The organism is Halosimplex rubrum (assembly GCF_013415885.1).
In the GTDB taxonomy this organism is placed as follows: Archaea; Halobacteriota; Halobacteria; order Halobacteriales; family Haloarculaceae; genus Halosimplex; species Halosimplex rubrum.
Map to the genome: position 1 here is coordinate 562,340 of NZ_CP058910.1, position 14,033 is coordinate 576,372.

The 14,033-nt window shown below is 69.3% G+C and carries 12 protein-coding genes; 7 read left to right on the forward strand and 5 right to left on the reverse strand.

Features of this window, described 5'->3' with window-relative positions:
* Positions 1–57: 57 nt before the first annotated feature.
* The 7 genes from HZS55_RS02835 (at position 58) to HZS55_RS02865 (ending at position 7,440) form a co-directional block, all read left to right on the forward strand.
* Positions 58–3,585 carry an LAGLIDADG family homing endonuclease gene (locus HZS55_RS02835; protein WP_179910243.1) on the forward strand — a complete coding sequence of 1,176 codons (3,528 nt, stop codon included), beginning with the start codon at positions 58–60 and terminating at the stop codon, positions 3,583–3,585.
* Between the two features lie 6 nt (positions 3,586–3,591).
* A complete protein-coding gene (locus tag HZS55_RS02840; protein ID WP_179910244.1) occupies positions 3,592–3,897 on the forward strand; it encodes a DUF7854 family protein in 306 nt (101 codons plus the stop codon).
* 88 nt (positions 3,898–3,985) lie between these two features.
* Complete coding sequence (locus tag HZS55_RS02845; protein WP_179910245.1) at positions 3,986–4,567, forward strand: DUF7504 family protein; 582 nt, start codon at positions 3,986–3,988, stop codon at positions 4,565–4,567.
* A 66-nt stretch (positions 4,568–4,633) separates the two neighbouring features.
* Positions 4,634–4,972, forward strand: a complete 339-nt coding sequence (locus HZS55_RS02850; protein WP_179910246.1) for a DUF7855 family protein — start codon at positions 4,634–4,636, stop codon at positions 4,970–4,972.
* Positions 4,969–5,847 carry a DUF7856 family protein gene (locus HZS55_RS02855; protein WP_179910247.1) on the forward strand — a complete coding sequence of 293 codons (879 nt, stop codon included), beginning with the start codon at positions 4,969–4,971 and terminating at the stop codon, positions 5,845–5,847. The genes HZS55_RS02850 and HZS55_RS02855 overlap by 4 nt, the downstream gene beginning before the upstream one ends.
* Positions 5,848–5,935: 88 nt before the next feature.
* Positions 5,936–6,763, forward strand: a complete 828-nt coding sequence (locus HZS55_RS02860; RefSeq protein ID WP_179910248.1) for a DUF7857 domain-containing protein — start codon at positions 5,936–5,938, stop codon at positions 6,761–6,763.
* Positions 6,760–7,440, forward strand: a complete 681-nt coding sequence (locus tag HZS55_RS02865; RefSeq protein WP_179910249.1) for a nucleotide-binding protein — start codon at positions 6,760–6,762, stop codon at positions 7,438–7,440. The genes HZS55_RS02860 and HZS55_RS02865 overlap by 4 nt, the downstream gene beginning before the upstream one ends.
* A gap of 39 nt (positions 7,441–7,479) precedes the next feature.
* On the opposite strand, the gene HZS55_RS02870 is transcribed toward HZS55_RS02865, so the two are convergent.
* From HZS55_RS02870 to HZS55_RS02890, 5 genes are all read right to left on the reverse strand, one after another.
* A complete protein-coding gene (locus HZS55_RS02870) occupies positions 7,480–9,420 on the reverse strand; it encodes an ABC transporter ATP-binding protein (RefSeq protein ID WP_179910250.1) in 1,941 nt (646 codons plus the stop codon).
* Positions 9,417–11,327, reverse strand: coding sequence for an ABC transporter ATP-binding protein (locus HZS55_RS02875; RefSeq protein ID WP_179910251.1), 1,911 nt, complete (start codon positions 11,325–11,327; stop codon positions 9,417–9,419). The genes HZS55_RS02870 and HZS55_RS02875 overlap by 4 nt, the downstream gene beginning before the upstream one ends.
* 89 nt (positions 11,328–11,416) lie before the next feature.
* Positions 11,417–12,280, reverse strand: a complete 864-nt coding sequence (locus HZS55_RS02880) for a transcription initiation factor IIB (protein ID WP_179910252.1) — start codon at positions 12,278–12,280, stop codon at positions 11,417–11,419.
* Positions 12,281–12,436: 156 nt separating this feature from the next.
* Entirely contained in the window at positions 12,437–12,838 is a 402-nt protein-coding gene (locus tag HZS55_RS02885; RefSeq protein ID WP_179910253.1) for a hypothetical protein, read from the reverse strand.
* A gap of 150 nt (positions 12,839–12,988) precedes the next feature.
* Entirely contained in the window at positions 12,989–14,029 is a 1,041-nt protein-coding gene (locus tag HZS55_RS02890) for a Gfo/Idh/MocA family protein (RefSeq protein WP_179910254.1), read from the reverse strand.
* Positions 14,030–14,033: the final 4 nt, after the last annotated feature.

Sequence of the window (14,033 nt, forward strand, 5' to 3'; positions counted from 1 at the left end):
TTCCGCTCCGGTTTGCGAACCTTCTTACCCGAGGGAGGGGTAAGCTGGGTTCACCCAATGGCGCGCGCCGAGAACACCGAACTGATAGACTCCTTCGAGGAGCTCTATCGGGACTACTACCGCAACGAGATCGGCGAGCTCGCCCAGAAGTACCCGACCGAGCAGAAGTCGCTGTATCTCGACTGGGGGGACATCTATCGGTTCGACCCCGACCTGGCCGACGACGTGCGCTCCCATCCCGAGGACCTGCGCGACTACGCCGAGGAGGCCCTGCGACTGTACGACCTCCCCGTCGACGTGAAGCTCGGGCAGGCCCACGTCCGCATCCACAACCTCCCCGAGTCGACGGACATCCGCGAGATCCGCGCCGACCACCGCGGCCAGCTCATCGCCGTCCAGGGCGTCGTCCGCAAGGCCACCGACGTCAAGCCCAAGATCACCCAGGCGGCCTTCGAGTGCCAGCGCTGTGGCACGCTCACGCGCATCCCTCAGCAGTCCGGCGACTTCCAGGAGCCCCACGAGTGCCAGGGCTGTGAGCGACAGGGCCCCTTCCGCGTCAACTTCGACCAGTCGGAGTTCATCGACGCCCAGAAGATCCGCGTTCAGGAGTCTCCCGAGGGATTACGCGGCGGCGAGACCCCACAGAGCATCGACGTGAACATCGAGGACGACATCACCGGCGAGGTGACGGCGGGCGACCACGTCCGCGTCAGCGGCGTTCTCAAGCTCGACCAGCAGGGCAACGACCAGGACCAGTCGCCCATGTTCGACACGTACATGGACGGCTTCTCGATCGAGATCGAGGACGAGCAGTTCGAGGAGATGGACATCACCGAGGAGGACAAACAGGAGATAATCGAACTCTCGGGCCGCGAGAACATCTACGACGAGATGGTCGGCGCCATCGCCCCCTCGATCTACGGCTACGAGCGCGAGAAGCTCTCGATGATCCTCCAGCTGTTCTCGGGCGTGACAAAACACCTTCCTGACGAGTCGCGGATCCGTGGAGACCTGCACATGCTCCTGATCGGTGACCCGGGTACGGGTAAGTGCGTGCGCGGGGATACGAGAGTGACGCTCGCGGACGGATCGGAAGTACCGATCCGAGAGCTCGTCGAGGAGAACCTGGAGGATCCCAAGCCCGTCGACGACGGGGTGTGGGACACCGTCGACTTCGAGGTCCCGTCACTACAGGAGAACGGAGCTATCGCTCCCCAGCAAGCGACGAAAGTCTGGAAGCGAGAGGCCCCTGACCGGATGTATCGCATTCGTACGTCGACGGGTCGCGAACTCGACGTGACGCCGTCACATCCGTTGTTCGTCCAGTCCGGTGGCCGGTTCGAGCCGACGAAAGCGGAGGACCTGACAGAAGGAGACTTCGTCGCCGTTCCTCGGCGGCTTCCGGCCGAGGGCCAGACGGAGCTCGACGTGGATTTCAGAGAGTCTCGGGCACACAACCGGATCGATCTCGATCTACCCGACGGGTGGACACCGGACCTCGCGCGGCTACTGGGCTACATCGTCGCCGAGGGGTACGTCGAACAGCGTGATGACAACACGGGATTCGTCTCGATCACGAACAACGATCGGGAGGTGCTCGACGACGCGACAGCGGTCATCGAATCGCTCAACCTGAACGTCACCGAACGAGCGTCCCACGACGGGAAAGATGCCAGGGAGTTGCTGTGCTCTGCCGGTGAGTTCGTCAGTTTCCTTCGGCAGTTGGATGAGACGTTGCTCGAGTCTTCCAGCCAGCAGCGTGTACCACGGCCGTTAATGCAGGCGACAGAAGAAGTCAAGGTCGCGTTCCTCAAGGGGTACATCGAGGGCGAAGGCCACGTCTCGGCGTCACAACGGGAGATAACCGTTGCTTCGATGAGCCAGCGACTTGTGGAAGAGGTCCGCTCGCTACTCCTCTCTCTCGGGATCTCCTCGCAGTTGCAGCCACGGGAGAACGGGAGCTGCCGTCTCAGGATCTCCGGTGAGTCGTTCGCGAAATACGTTCAGTGCGTCGGGTTCATCACCGAACGGAAGGCCGAAGCCTGCGCCGAATACGATGACCATTCGGGCAACACGAATCTCGACGTGATCCCCGGCATTGGTACGGACCTCAAGCGGATCCGAGACGGGTTAGGTCTGACCCAGCACGACTGCGGAATCCCGCGGGCGACCTACCAACACTACGAACGTGGTCGAAGAAATCCCAGCCGCGAAAGTCTCTCGGCGGTCGTTCAGGCGTTCAAATCGAGACTCGAGGAGATCGACTCGACCGACGGTTCGGCACCGGAGGCCCACGCGGACGGCGGGGGTGCCACCGCGCTAAGACAAGATCTCGAAGCTCTCGAAGCATTGGTCGAGGGCGACACTTCGTGGGACTGCATCGAGTCGATCGAACCCATCGAACCGAACGAGGAGTGGGTGTACGACCTCGAAATCGAGGGGACGCACAACTACGTGTCGAACGGCGTCGTCTCGCACAACTCACAGATGTTGTCGTATATCAAAAACATCGCTCCGCGTTCGGTCTACACCTCGGGGAAGGGTAGTAGTTCGGCCGGGCTCACCGCGGCCGCCGTGCGAGACGACTTCGGCGACGGCCAGCAGTGGACGCTGGAAGCGGGCGCGCTCGTGCTGGCGGACCAGGGCATCGCGGCGGTCGACGAGCTGGACAAGATGGCCGCCGACGACCGCTCGGCGATGCACCAGGCGCTCGAACAGCAGGAGATCAGCGTCTCGAAGGCCGGTATCAACGCGACGCTGAAGTCTCGGTGCTCGTTGCTCGGCGCGGCCAACCCGAAGTACGGCCGCTTCGACCAGTACGAGCCCATCAGCGAGCAGATCGACCTGGAACCGGCGCTCATCTCGCGGTTCGACCTGATCTTCACGGTCACCGACCAGCCCAACGAGGAGAAAGACCGGAACCTGGCGGGCCACATCCTGCGGACGAACTACGCGGGGGAGCTGCACACCCACCGAGTGGAGTCGAACTCCTCGAACTTCAGCGACGAGGAGGTCGAGAACGTCACCGACGACGTGGCGCCGACGATCGAGCCGGAACTCCTCCGGAAGTACATCGCCTACGCGAAGCGAAACTGCTACCCGACGATGACCGAGGCGGCCCGCGAGGAGATCGAGGACTTCTACGTCGACCTGCGGACCCAGGGCGCAGACGAGGACGCGGCGGTGCCGGTCACCGCGCGGAAACTGGAGGCGACGGTGCGACTGGCCGAGGCCTCTGCGCGGGTCCGCCTGTCGGACAAGGTGACCGCCGAGGACTCCCAGCGGGTCATCGAGATCGTCCGCTCCTGTATGGAAGACGTGGGCGTCGACCCCGAAACGGGCGAACTCGACGCCGACATGATCGAGGCCGGGACGACCAAGAGCCAGCGCGACCGCATCAAGAACATCAAGCAGCTCATCGAGGACCTCGAAGACGAGTACGACGAGGGCGCGCCGGTGGACGTGGTGGCCGACCGCGCCGAGGAGATCGGCATGGACCAGACCAAGGCCGAACACGAGATCGAACAGCTCAAACAGAAAGGCGAGGTGTACGAACCCCGCACGGACTACCTCCGGACCACGTGACCGGCCATGGACCGTATCTCCGCGCTTCGCAACGTCGAGGACGCGCTCCGCCGGTTCGAGGACGGGGAGATGGACCTGTCGGGACTGGAGCGCGAAGTGCGGGGGACGCTGCGGACCTACGCCACGGAGTTCGAGGGCGACCTGGCGGCCTACCGGGTCGAGAGCGCCGAGGAGGCCGGGAGTGGGGACGGGAGCGCGGCGGTCGACGGGACGGTCGTGCTGGCGGGGTCGAAACAGGGCGCCCGCGAGCGGGTTCGCGAACTGGTCGACCGGCCCGGTCGGTTCGCCGTCGAGCGATTCGACGGGGAGTGACGGGCGCAACCGTCGGGAGCGCCCTGCAACCCCCGGAACGGAAGGATTTTGAGCGCGCCGCGGCTAAGTCGGCTGAACGGACACTGGGATGACCGACCTGCACACAGAACTGGCCGACGCCCGGAACGTCCTGCTGTGCGCGCCGTCGATGAGCGGCGGCGAGGCCGAGGCCTGTACGGACCTGCTGATCCCGTCGAACCCGGCGGGCGCGACCGCGCTGTGGGTGACCTTCCGGAGCGACGCGACCGACTGCGTCGACCAGTGGGTCGCCGAGACCGACGAGCGGCCAGCCGAGGCGGCGGTCGTCGTCGTCGGCGAATCGCCGGGGAGTCGGCCCGACGGCGTCACCGTCGAACACGTCTCCTCGCCGAGCGACCTGACGGGTCTGGGGATCACTATCGGCGAGTTGCTCTCGGGATGGGAGACGCCGCCGGTCGTCTGCTTCGACTCCCTGACGGCGTTGCTCCAGTACGTCGACGTGGAGACCGCCTACGAGTTCCTCCACGCGGTCACCGGCCAGCTGTACGCCGCCGACGCGCGGGCGCACTTCCACATCGACCCGACCGCTCACGACCGCACGACCGTCGACAGCATCGCCTCGCTGTTCGACGCCGTCGTCGAGTTCGGCGACGACGGCCCCGAGACCCGCAAGCGCCACCTCCTGCAGTAACTTCTGACACCCGTTCGTTCTGTTCTTTCGATAACTTTATGTCGGGAGAGGATACAATCGCCGCCCGTGCTACTGGTGGTGACCTATTCGCGGGCGGCGCGGGGGACGCTCCGGAACATCTGCCGAACCCACGAGGAGGTCGTCGTCCGGCGGTTCGGGCGGGTGGCGCTTTTGGCCGAGACGGAGTTCGCGGCGTTCCAGGCGCTGCGGCTCCGCGAGAAACACGGGGGCGACGTGCAGGTCGAGCGGACGCGGCCGTTCAACGAGTACGAGGCCGTCGACGAGTCGATCAGGGAGGCCGCGACGGCCTACGAGGGTCGCGACCGGCCGGCGCTGCCCTACGCGACGTTCGCCGACGGGAGCGCCCATCCCGACCCCGATCGGATGCGCGACGTCGAATTATGAGCGAACGGGTGCGATTCACGCCGGGACCGGACGGCGAGTCCGCGAGCGGCCGGGTCGTGGACCTGCGCGACCGAGGGCTCGATCGCGACCGGGTCGCCGCGGCGGTGCGGCGCGAGTCGCCGACCGGCGACGGCGAGGCCGAAGAGCCGCCCGGCCCGGTCGTCGACTGTCCGCGGCCGCGACCCGTCCACGACCACGTCGGACTCCTGGGCCCGTCGATGTGTGTTCGGGTCCGGACCGCGCTGGCCGCGGCGGCGCGGTCGCGGGGCGGGGAGACACCCCAAGACGAGGCGCTCGCCGACGTACGCGAGGAACTGGCCGAGCTGACCGTCCCGGAGCCGCCGGATCTGGACGCGCCCAGGGAGCGGCTGGCGGGGACCGACGACGCCGTCGATCGGATCCGCGAGCGGGTGGCGGCGCTGCGCGGGCGGATCCAGGCCGGCCGCGAGGCGGGCCGGGACGTGAACGACCTGGAGGCCGAGCTGGCCGAGGCGACCCGCGAACTCAGCGAGCGCGAGACCGAGCGGGCCGCCGCGCGGGAGGCCGTCGAGCGGGCCGAGCGACTCGCTCGCGAGAGCCGCGACGCCCGCGAGCGCCGGCGGCGACTCGAAGACCGAAAGGCGAACCTCGAACGGCGCGCCCGCGCGCACCTCGTCGAGCGGATCCGCGAGGAGTACGAGCGGGCGCTCGCGGCGGTGCCCGGTGGGCCCGACGATACCGAGGACGAGGACCCGTTCGCGGTTCGGGGGGTCACCGCGGCGCTCGCAGTAGGGCGGGTCGCCGCGTTTCGAGCGCCGGTCGTGGTGGCCTGCGACCGGTTCGAGAGCGGTGCGGCGGCCGTCGAGTGGCTGGACGCGACCGTGATCCGGGTCTGAGCGGAGGCGGTCGCGCGGGCTCCGCCGGGAGGGCACGGAGTCGGGGACCGTCCGTGAGTTTATATCGGAACGGGCGACCAGCGCCGCCATGGTCACGCTCGAGTGGAGTTGCGAACGGAGCGACGGAGTGACGCTCGTCTCGCTCGTCGTCGCGGCCGACCGTCCCTGTCGGGTACGCGTCGAGAACCGGCTGGACGGCCCGGTGTGGCCGCCGCGACGGCGCGGACAGCCGGCGGCCGGCTGGGACGGCGACGCGTTCGCCGGACGGGTCCCGGCCGACGGGCGGCTGACGGTCGGCTACGCGACACCGGCCCGGCCCGCGGACCCGCCCGCGGAGGTCGTCTCGACGGTCCCGGCGGCGGAAGTCGACGAGGAGTCCGAGCCTCGGTCTACGGAACCGGCGCCCGCGGTCGAGTCGACGCCGGCCGGCGTCGTCCGCGACCTCGGCGACCCCGTCGTCCCGCGGGACAGCGTTCCCGTCCCCGAAGTCGTCCCTCCGGAACCCTCGGACGGAGCCGCCACGGCACGGGAGGTCGGCGGTGAGGGCGGGACGGCGCGTGGACGGACACGGGCGGCCAGCGACACGACGCAGTCGACCGACGCGGCCGGGGACTCGGAACGGTTCGTCGTCCCGGGCGCCGTCCGGGCGTGGCTCCGCGATGTCGACGAGCGACTCGACGCGACTCCCGTCGAAACGGGACGACCGGACGGTGACGCGAGCGCAGACGGTGGTCTCGAGGCGGCCGTCGCGGCGGACCGGCGAGCGTTGCGGCGGGTTCGCGACCGGATCGACGAGTTGCTCGCCCGTGCGGGTGAGAGCGGCCGTGACGGCCAGACCGCGGGTCGAGCCGGCGAACGGGTCGGCGGAGGCGGGGCCGACGGCCGCGAGACGCGGGTCGACGGCGGGGGGCCATGATCCTCGCCGTCGTCGGCGGGAAGGGCGGCGTCGGCAAGTCGACGGTGGCGTACAACCTCGGTGCGGAGCTGGACGCGGTCGTCGTCGACGCGGACCTGGCGATGGCGGACCTACCGGTCGACCGGGGACCGGACCTGCACGACGTACTCGCCGGCCGGGCCGACGCGGTCGAGGCCGTCAGGGAGAGCGGGCCGGTCGCGCTGCTGCCCTGCGGGCGCTCGCTGGCCGGCGCGCGGGCCTGCGAGCCGACGGAGCTCGTCGCGGCGGTCGAGACGGTCCGCGACGAGTACGGCCGCGTCGTCGTCGACTGTCCGGCGGGGATGTGCGGCGACGTGGGGCTGGGCCTGCTCGTCGCCGAGGCCTGCGTCCTCGTGACCCAGCCCGCGCCGCCGGCGCTGGGCGACGCCCTCCGTGCTCGGGCGCTCGCCCGCGAACTCGACGCCGGGCTGGCCGCCATCGTCCTGAACCGCGCGAGCGAGACGTCGCCGACGGAGCTGGTAGCCCGGGAACTCGGGGGTCCCGTCGCGACGGTCCCCGAATCGACCGCGGTCGCCGACGCGCAGGCCGCCGGCGTCCCGGTGGGGGTTCACCGCCCGGAATCGCCGGCCGCGGACGCCTTCGCGGACCTCGCCGAGACCGTCGAACGAGCGTGTCGACCGCACGGGAGGGTCGCTTGAAGCGGGCGAGAACGGACGAGGAACGTGAGACGCGCCCGGTCAGTCGTCGAGCGCGTCGGCGCGGCGTTCGATCCGGTCGACGAACGCTTCGGGCAGCGACTGCACGTCGCCGACCTGGACCTGCCAGAGCGTGGCGTAGAGACCGTCGCGGCCGAGCAGGTCCTCGTGAGAACCCTGCTCGACGACTTCGCCGTCGTCGAGGACGACGATGCGGTCGGCGTCCTTGACCGTCGAGAGGCGGTGAGCGACGACGAGCGTGGTGCGGTCGGCGACGACGGACTCGATGGAGCGCTGGATGAGCGCCTCGGTCTCGTTGTCGACGTGGCTGGTCGCCTCGTCGAGGACGAGGATCGCCGGATCGTGGAGCATGACGCGGGCGAGACAGATCCGCTGGCGCTGGCCGCCCGAGAGTTTCACGCCGCGTTCGCCGATGGTCGTGTCGATGCCGTCCGGCAGGTCCGCGACGAACGCGTCGGCCTCGGCGCGTTCGAGCGCCGCCCGGACGGCGTCGGCGTCCGCCTCGGGACTCCCGTAGGCGACGTTCTCGCGGATCGTCCCCGAGAAGAGGAACGGGTCCTGGCCGATGAACCCGACCGCGCCGCGGAGGCTCTCCAGCGTCAGATCGCGCACGTCCGTCCCGTCCACGCGGACCGACCCCTCGTCCACGTCGTAGAAGCGGACGAGCAGCTTGAGGAGGGTGGACTTGCCGGCGCCGGTCGGCCCGACGATGCCGACGGTCTCGCCGGGTTCGACGTCGAAGCTCACGTCCTCGACGACGGGGCCGGCGGCCGCGCCGTCCCCGCCGGGCGCGTCGTCGCGCTCGCTCTCCGGATAGCTGAAGGTCACGTCCTCGTAGCCGACGCGGCCGCGGACGTCGGTCAACCCGGTGGCGTCGTCGCGCTCCTCGACGGACTGGGCGGCGGTCCGGACGCCCAGCAGGCGCTGGGCGGAGGCGTCGGCGCTCGAATAGCTCTCGACGACGCTCGCGACCTCCTGGAGCGGCCAGCTGAGGTGCTGGACGTAGATCAGGTAGGTGACTAAGGCCCCGGTCGTCAGCGGCTCGGTGAACGGTCCGGGCGGCCCCTCGACCACCCAGAACGCACCGACGCCGAAGGTCAGCGCGACGGCGACGCCGGTCAGGAAGCGCATCATCGGGTAGTGGTACGACCCCAGGTCGATGGCGTCGAGGAAGGCGTCGACCACGTTCTGTGAGGACCGCTCGACGCGCTCGCGTTCGTGCGGTTCGGCGGTGTAGGCCTTCACGACCGAGATCCCGCTGATCGAGGCGCGCAGCTGGGCGTTGAGTTTGCCCTGGGTCTCGCGGACGCGGCCGTAGATCTCGCCGATGTACCGCGAGAAGACGTAGTTGGCGACGACGATGACGGGCGTGACGGCGAGCGCGACGATGGCGAACTGCCAGTTCAACAGCGCCATGAGGACGGCGTAGGCGGTCAGGCGGGTGACGACGGTCAGCGCGTCGTCGATGGTATCCGTGAAAAAGCCCTCCATCGCGTCGACGTCGTTGTTGAGGATGCTCATCACTTCGCCGGTCTGGTGGTCGTCGAAAAAGTCCATCTCCAGGCGCTGGACGGTGTCGTAGGCGTCGACGCGCACGTCGTGTTGGAGCCGGTAGGCGAACACCCCCCAGAGCAGCGAGCGGGTCCACTCGACGGCCTGCCCCACGACCGATATCGTCAGGATCAGGCCGACGAGGAGGGACAGCTGGCCGAGTTGAGTCTCGGGGACCAGCCCGGAGGAGACCAGCGGGAGCGTGAACGGGGTGGTGTCGCTGAAGACGGTGTCGAACAGGTAGCCGACGATCAGCGGGTTGGCGTGGCCGGGGAGCATCCAGAGCAGTCGGACGACCAGTCCGGCCAGCGCGTAGGGGAGGTGCGGACGGCCGTACTCGCGCAGGAGCGCGAGCACCGGCCAATCGGCGTCGGCGCGGTAGGGGTCGCCGCCGTCCTCGGTGGCGCTCATGCCGACTCACCTCGACGAACGCGCTCTAAGAACGCGTCGGGCAGCGCGGTCACGTCACCGACCTGGACGTGCCAGAGGTTGGCGTAGAGCCCGTCCCGCTCCAGTAGTTGCTCGTGTGTGCCGCGTTCGGCGATCTCGCCGTCGTCGACCACGAGGATGCGGTCGGCGTCGCGCACCGTCGAGAGCCGATGGGCGACGACGAAGGTGGTGCGGTCGGCCGCGAGTTCGTCCAGCGTCCGCTGGATCAGGACCTCGGTCTCGTTGTCGACGTGGCTGGTCGCCTCGTCGAGGACGAGGATCGCCGGGTCGCGGAGGATGGCGCGGGCGATGGCGATCCGCTGGCGCTGGCCGCCCGAGAGTTTCACGCCGCGTTCGCCGACCATCGTGTCGTACTCCTCCGGAAGGTCGACGACGAACTCGTGGGCGCCCGCGAGTTTCGCCGCCTCGACGACCGCCTCGTCGGCGGCCTCGGGCCTGGCGTAGGCGACGTTCTCCCGCACCGTGCCGTAGAACAGGAACGGGTCCTGGCTGACGTAGCCGATCGAGTCGCGGAGGCTCTCGACGGTCACGTCGCGCACGTCCGTCCCGTCGACGCCGATCGTCCCCCGGTCGGCGTCGTAGTACCGGAGCAAGAGCTTCAGGACCGTCGACTTGCCCGCTCCCGTGGGGCCGACGATCCCGACCGTCTCTCCCGGGTCCGCGTCGAAGGAGACGTTCGAGAGCGTCGGTTCGTCACGGCTGGGGTAGGTGAACGTCACGTCGTCGTAGGTGACTGCGCCGTCGGGGTCGGCCAGCTCGCGGGTGTCGGGGCGGTCGACGACGGCGTCGTGTTCGACGACGCCCTGTAGCCTGGTCGCGGCGGCCTTGCCGGTCTGGTAGGCGTCGACCACCTCGGCGACGCCCTGCATCGCCACCATGAGCGAGCCGACGTAGCGGTAGAAGACGTACAGCGCGCCGGGCGTGAGCACGCCGGTGAAAAACAGCGGCGGGCCGGAGATGACCCAGACGCCGCCGAGAACGAGCGTGAGGACGCGGGCGAGCTGTGAGACCGCTCGCGTGACGGGGTCCATCGTCGCCGACGCCCAGTGGGCGTCCCACTGGGCCGCTCGGTGGTCGCGGGAGGCGTCGCGGACGCGCTCGCGCTCGGTCGACTCGGTGCCGAACGCCTTGATGACCGAGACGCCGTCGATGTTGTTGTTCAGCCGGCTGTTGAGGTCGCCGACGCGCTCGCGGACGGCGAGCTGTTTGGGCTCGATCCACCGCGAGAAGCCGTAGCTCATGCCGAACAGGACGACCGGGACGAACGAGAGGACGATCGCGAGTTGCCAGTTGAGCCACAGCAGGTAGGCGTAGGAGGCGACGGCGACGGTCACCAGCGAGAGCCCGCGCGCGAGGACGCCGCCGACGAGCGACTGCAGCTCCTGGACGTCGTCGTTGAGGACGCTCATCACCTCGCCGGTGTCGTGGCTGTCGAAGTACTCCATCTCCAGGCGCTGGACGGTGTCGAACACCTCCGTCCGGACCTCGTGCTGGAACGCCTGGGTGAACCGACCCAACACTCGTCGGCTCGTGAAGTTCAGGACGGCGACGGCCGCGAAACTCCCGAACAGCAGGGCCAGCGACAGGCGCAACTGCGCGCCCTGTCTCGTCGGCAGCCAGGCGTCCGGCACCAGCGGCAGTCGGAACGGGCCGCTCCCGAGCAGGACGGCGTCGATGGCGACGCCGATGAGCACCGTCTGGAGCCGGGACGGGAACTGTTCCGACGTCGACAGCGCCAATCCGCCGGCGAACGACTTCCAGTAGGGCCGCGCGTACTCGTCGAACAACCACACCACCGGATGCCGCGAGTCGTCGCCCGCACCGTCGCCCGGCACCGGCTCGCTCGACCCCTCGGCGTTCACGCCCATATCGTCACTCGATTGATACCCGCGTGGTTTAACAGGATCGGCGGTGTGCGACACCGTCTCAGGCCGGTGGGGCGGTCGCGGCCGGGGGCTCAGTCGTCGGTCAGCGCCTGGTAGGTCGCCCGCAGCGTGACCGGCGTCACGTCGGCGGCGTCGGCCGCTTCGGCCTGGGTGAGCGGGTAGGTCCGCTCGTCGGCGGCGGTGTAGAGACAGCCGGCGGCGACGCCGGCGGGGTTGCGGCCGTCGACGTGGCCCAGGTCGCGGGCGCGCTCGACCAGCTCGCGGGCGCGGCCCTCCAGATCCTGCGGGAGGTCCAGCTCGCTGGCGAACCGCGCGAGGTACTCCGCGGGGTCGATCGGGCCGGTCGGGAGGCCGAGTTCGCGATTCAGGGCGTCGTACGCCGCCGAGAGTTCGGCCTTCGACGCACGGGCGTCGGCGACGACCTCGTCGACGGTACGGGAGACCTCGGCCGTGCGGCAGGTGGCGTAGACGGTCGCGGCGGCGAACCCCTCCAACGAGCGCCCGCGGAGCAGGTCCTCGTCCTGGGCGGACTCGAAGAGGACACAGGCCCGGTCGCGGATGTGGTCGGAGAGGCCGAGCGAGCCGACGAGCCGGCGGATCTCCGTGAAGCCGTACACCTGGTTGCGCTCGGCCTTCGAGCCGACCTTCGTGCGGTTGTGCTGACGGCGCAGGCGGGCCATCCGCCGGCGTTTGCGACCCTTGAGACGGGTCGACCGGCCGATCTCCGTCGAGAGTCCGCGGTCGTGGCGCGACCGGGTGAGCGGAGCGCCCGTGCGTTCGCGGTTGGTGTCGTCGTCTTCGAACGAGCGCCACTCCGGGCCGTGGTCGATGTTGTCCTCGGCCACGACGAGGCCGCAGTTGGCACAGACCGTCTCGCTGTCGTCGCTTCGCAGACTCCCCTCGCATTCCGGGCACGCGGTCACTGTCGTGCTCATACACGACGGTTGGCCCGGAAGGGGGTTAATAAACGGTGCGGTGACCCCCCGTCTCGGCCCCTGTCGCGGCCGATCCACCGACCGGTTACCGGTAGGTGGTGAGTCGACGGGGCGACCGGCAGCGCGAGCCGACGGCGGGCCGGTGATCGGTCGGGGCTACTGCTCGTCGATCCACTCGCGGGCCTCGCCCATGTCGCCGGCCATGACGTTGGTGTACGGGTGGTCCTGGGTCTGGTCGACGAACTCCTCCATCTCCATCTCGGAGATGACGCTGTCGGAGGTGACGGTGACGCTGTACCCGATACCGGCCTCGATCACCTTGGGGATCCACTCCTCCTGGAGCCACTCTTTGTCCGCGTCGTCGTGGGCCTGGATCCCGCTGGTGTCGATGATCATCTTCGACTTGTCGTTGCGCCGGACCACGTCGAGCAACTCGTTGCAGCCGTCGCGGAACGCCTGACCGGCCGCGAAATCGTCCCACGTGTGGATTATCGCGTCGATATTCTCGTCGATCTCGATCGTGTACTTCTCCGTGTCCGCTGCGACCTGGCGCGGCATACCTCACTGACTCCGATGCCCGATATTCAAACCTCCCCTCACAGTATCAGAATCGATAAAACTGGCGTTTCAGGCGATGATGTGGGCGATATTAACGGACACGCGGAGATGACATCTCTTCTTGTGATGCTGTAGACTGGAATGGCGCGATCAGTCGCTCCGGACCTCGTCGAGGGCGACGCGCTCGCCGGTTTCGGCGGAGCGGTAGGCGGCGAGGACGATGTCGACGGCGGCGCGGGCCTCGCGGGCGGGGGCCTCGGGTTCGCGACCCTCGCGGACCGCGTCGACGAAGTCCCGGACGACGCCCTCGTGGTCGGTGCCGGCCGGGTGCGCCGCGCTCTCGACCGCCGGGTCCCGCGACTCGGTCTCGGCGCCCCACAGCGTCTCCTCGCCGGTGCCGACGCGGACCTCGATCCCGTTGCCGCCGAGCGCGAGCGACCCGTCGGTACCGTTGATCTCCGTGCGGTCGGTGCCGCCCTTGGTCGCCATCGTGACGGCGACGGTCCCGACGGCGCCGCTCTCGAAGCGCAGCGTCATGGCGCCGGTGTCCTCACATTCCAGGTCGCGGGCGAGCGCGGCCGCTTCGGCCTGCACGGACTCGACGCCGCCCATGACCCACTGCAGGGCGTCCAGCGAGTGGATCCCCTGGTTCATGAACGCGCCGCCGTCCATCTCGCGGGTGCCGCGCCACCCCGACGAATCGTAGTACGCCTGCGGACGGAACCACTTGAGGTGGGTGTCCGCCAGCACCGGCCGGCCGATCTCGCCGTCCTCGACCGCGCGCTTCGCGCGACGGACCGCCGGGTCGAACCGCCGCTGGAAGACGCCGGCCAGCGTGACGCCCGCCTCGTCGCAGGCCGCGACCATGCGATCGACCCGTTCGGCGGTCACGTCCAGCGGTTTCTCGCAGAGGACGTGCGCCCCGGCGTCGGCGAGGTCGGCCGTCACGTCGGCGTGGGTCCCGCTCGGCGTGCAGACGCTCGCGGCGTCGATATCCGCCTCGGCGACCATCGTCGCCGGGTCTTCGAAGGTGCGGGCCACGTCGTGGTCGTCGGCGAACGCCTCGGCGGCGTCGGCGTCCAGATCCGCGCAGGCGACCAGGTCGGCGCCGTCGACCTCGGCGACCGCTTCGGCGTGGGTGTTGCCGATGCCGGCGCAGCCGACGATCCCGTATCGCAGTGAGTCAGCCATGGAC

What these genes read in the sequence shown, in the direction of transcription:
- HZS55_RS02860 (WP_179910248.1), top strand. Translation starts at nt 5,936, where the DNA reads ATGGTCACGCTCGAGTGGAGTTGCGAACGGAGCGACGGAGTGACGCTC.
- HZS55_RS02890 (WP_179910254.1), bottom strand. Translation starts at nt 14,029, where the DNA reads ATGGCTGACTCACTGCGATACGGGATCGTCGGCTGCGCCGGCATCGGC.
- HZS55_RS02865 (WP_179910249.1), top strand. Translation starts at nt 6,760, where the DNA reads ATGATCCTCGCCGTCGTCGGCGGGAAGGGCGGCGTCGGCAAGTCGACG.
- HZS55_RS02845 (WP_179910245.1), top strand. Translation starts at nt 3,986, where the DNA reads ATGACCGACCTGCACACAGAACTGGCCGACGCCCGGAACGTCCTGCTG.
- HZS55_RS02870 (WP_179910250.1), bottom strand. Translation starts at nt 9,420, where the DNA reads ATGAGCGCCACCGAGGACGGCGGCGACCCCTACCGCGCCGACGCCGAT.
- HZS55_RS02855 (WP_179910247.1), top strand. Translation starts at nt 4,969, where the DNA reads ATGAGCGAACGGGTGCGATTCACGCCGGGACCGGACGGCGAGTCCGCG.
- HZS55_RS02875 (WP_179910251.1), bottom strand. Translation starts at nt 11,327, where the DNA reads ATGGGCGTGAACGCCGAGGGGTCGAGCGAGCCGGTGCCGGGCGACGGT.
- HZS55_RS02885 (WP_179910253.1), bottom strand. Translation starts at nt 12,838, where the DNA reads ATGCCGCGCCAGGTCGCAGCGGACACGGAGAAGTACACGATCGAGATC.
- HZS55_RS02880 (WP_179910252.1), bottom strand. Translation starts at nt 12,280, where the DNA reads ATGAGCACGACAGTGACCGCGTGCCCGGAATGCGAGGGGAGTCTGCGA.
- HZS55_RS02835 (WP_179910243.1), top strand. Translation starts at nt 58, where the DNA reads ATGGCGCGCGCCGAGAACACCGAACTGATAGACTCCTTCGAGGAGCTC.
- HZS55_RS02840 (WP_179910244.1), top strand. Translation starts at nt 3,592, where the DNA reads ATGGACCGTATCTCCGCGCTTCGCAACGTCGAGGACGCGCTCCGCCGG.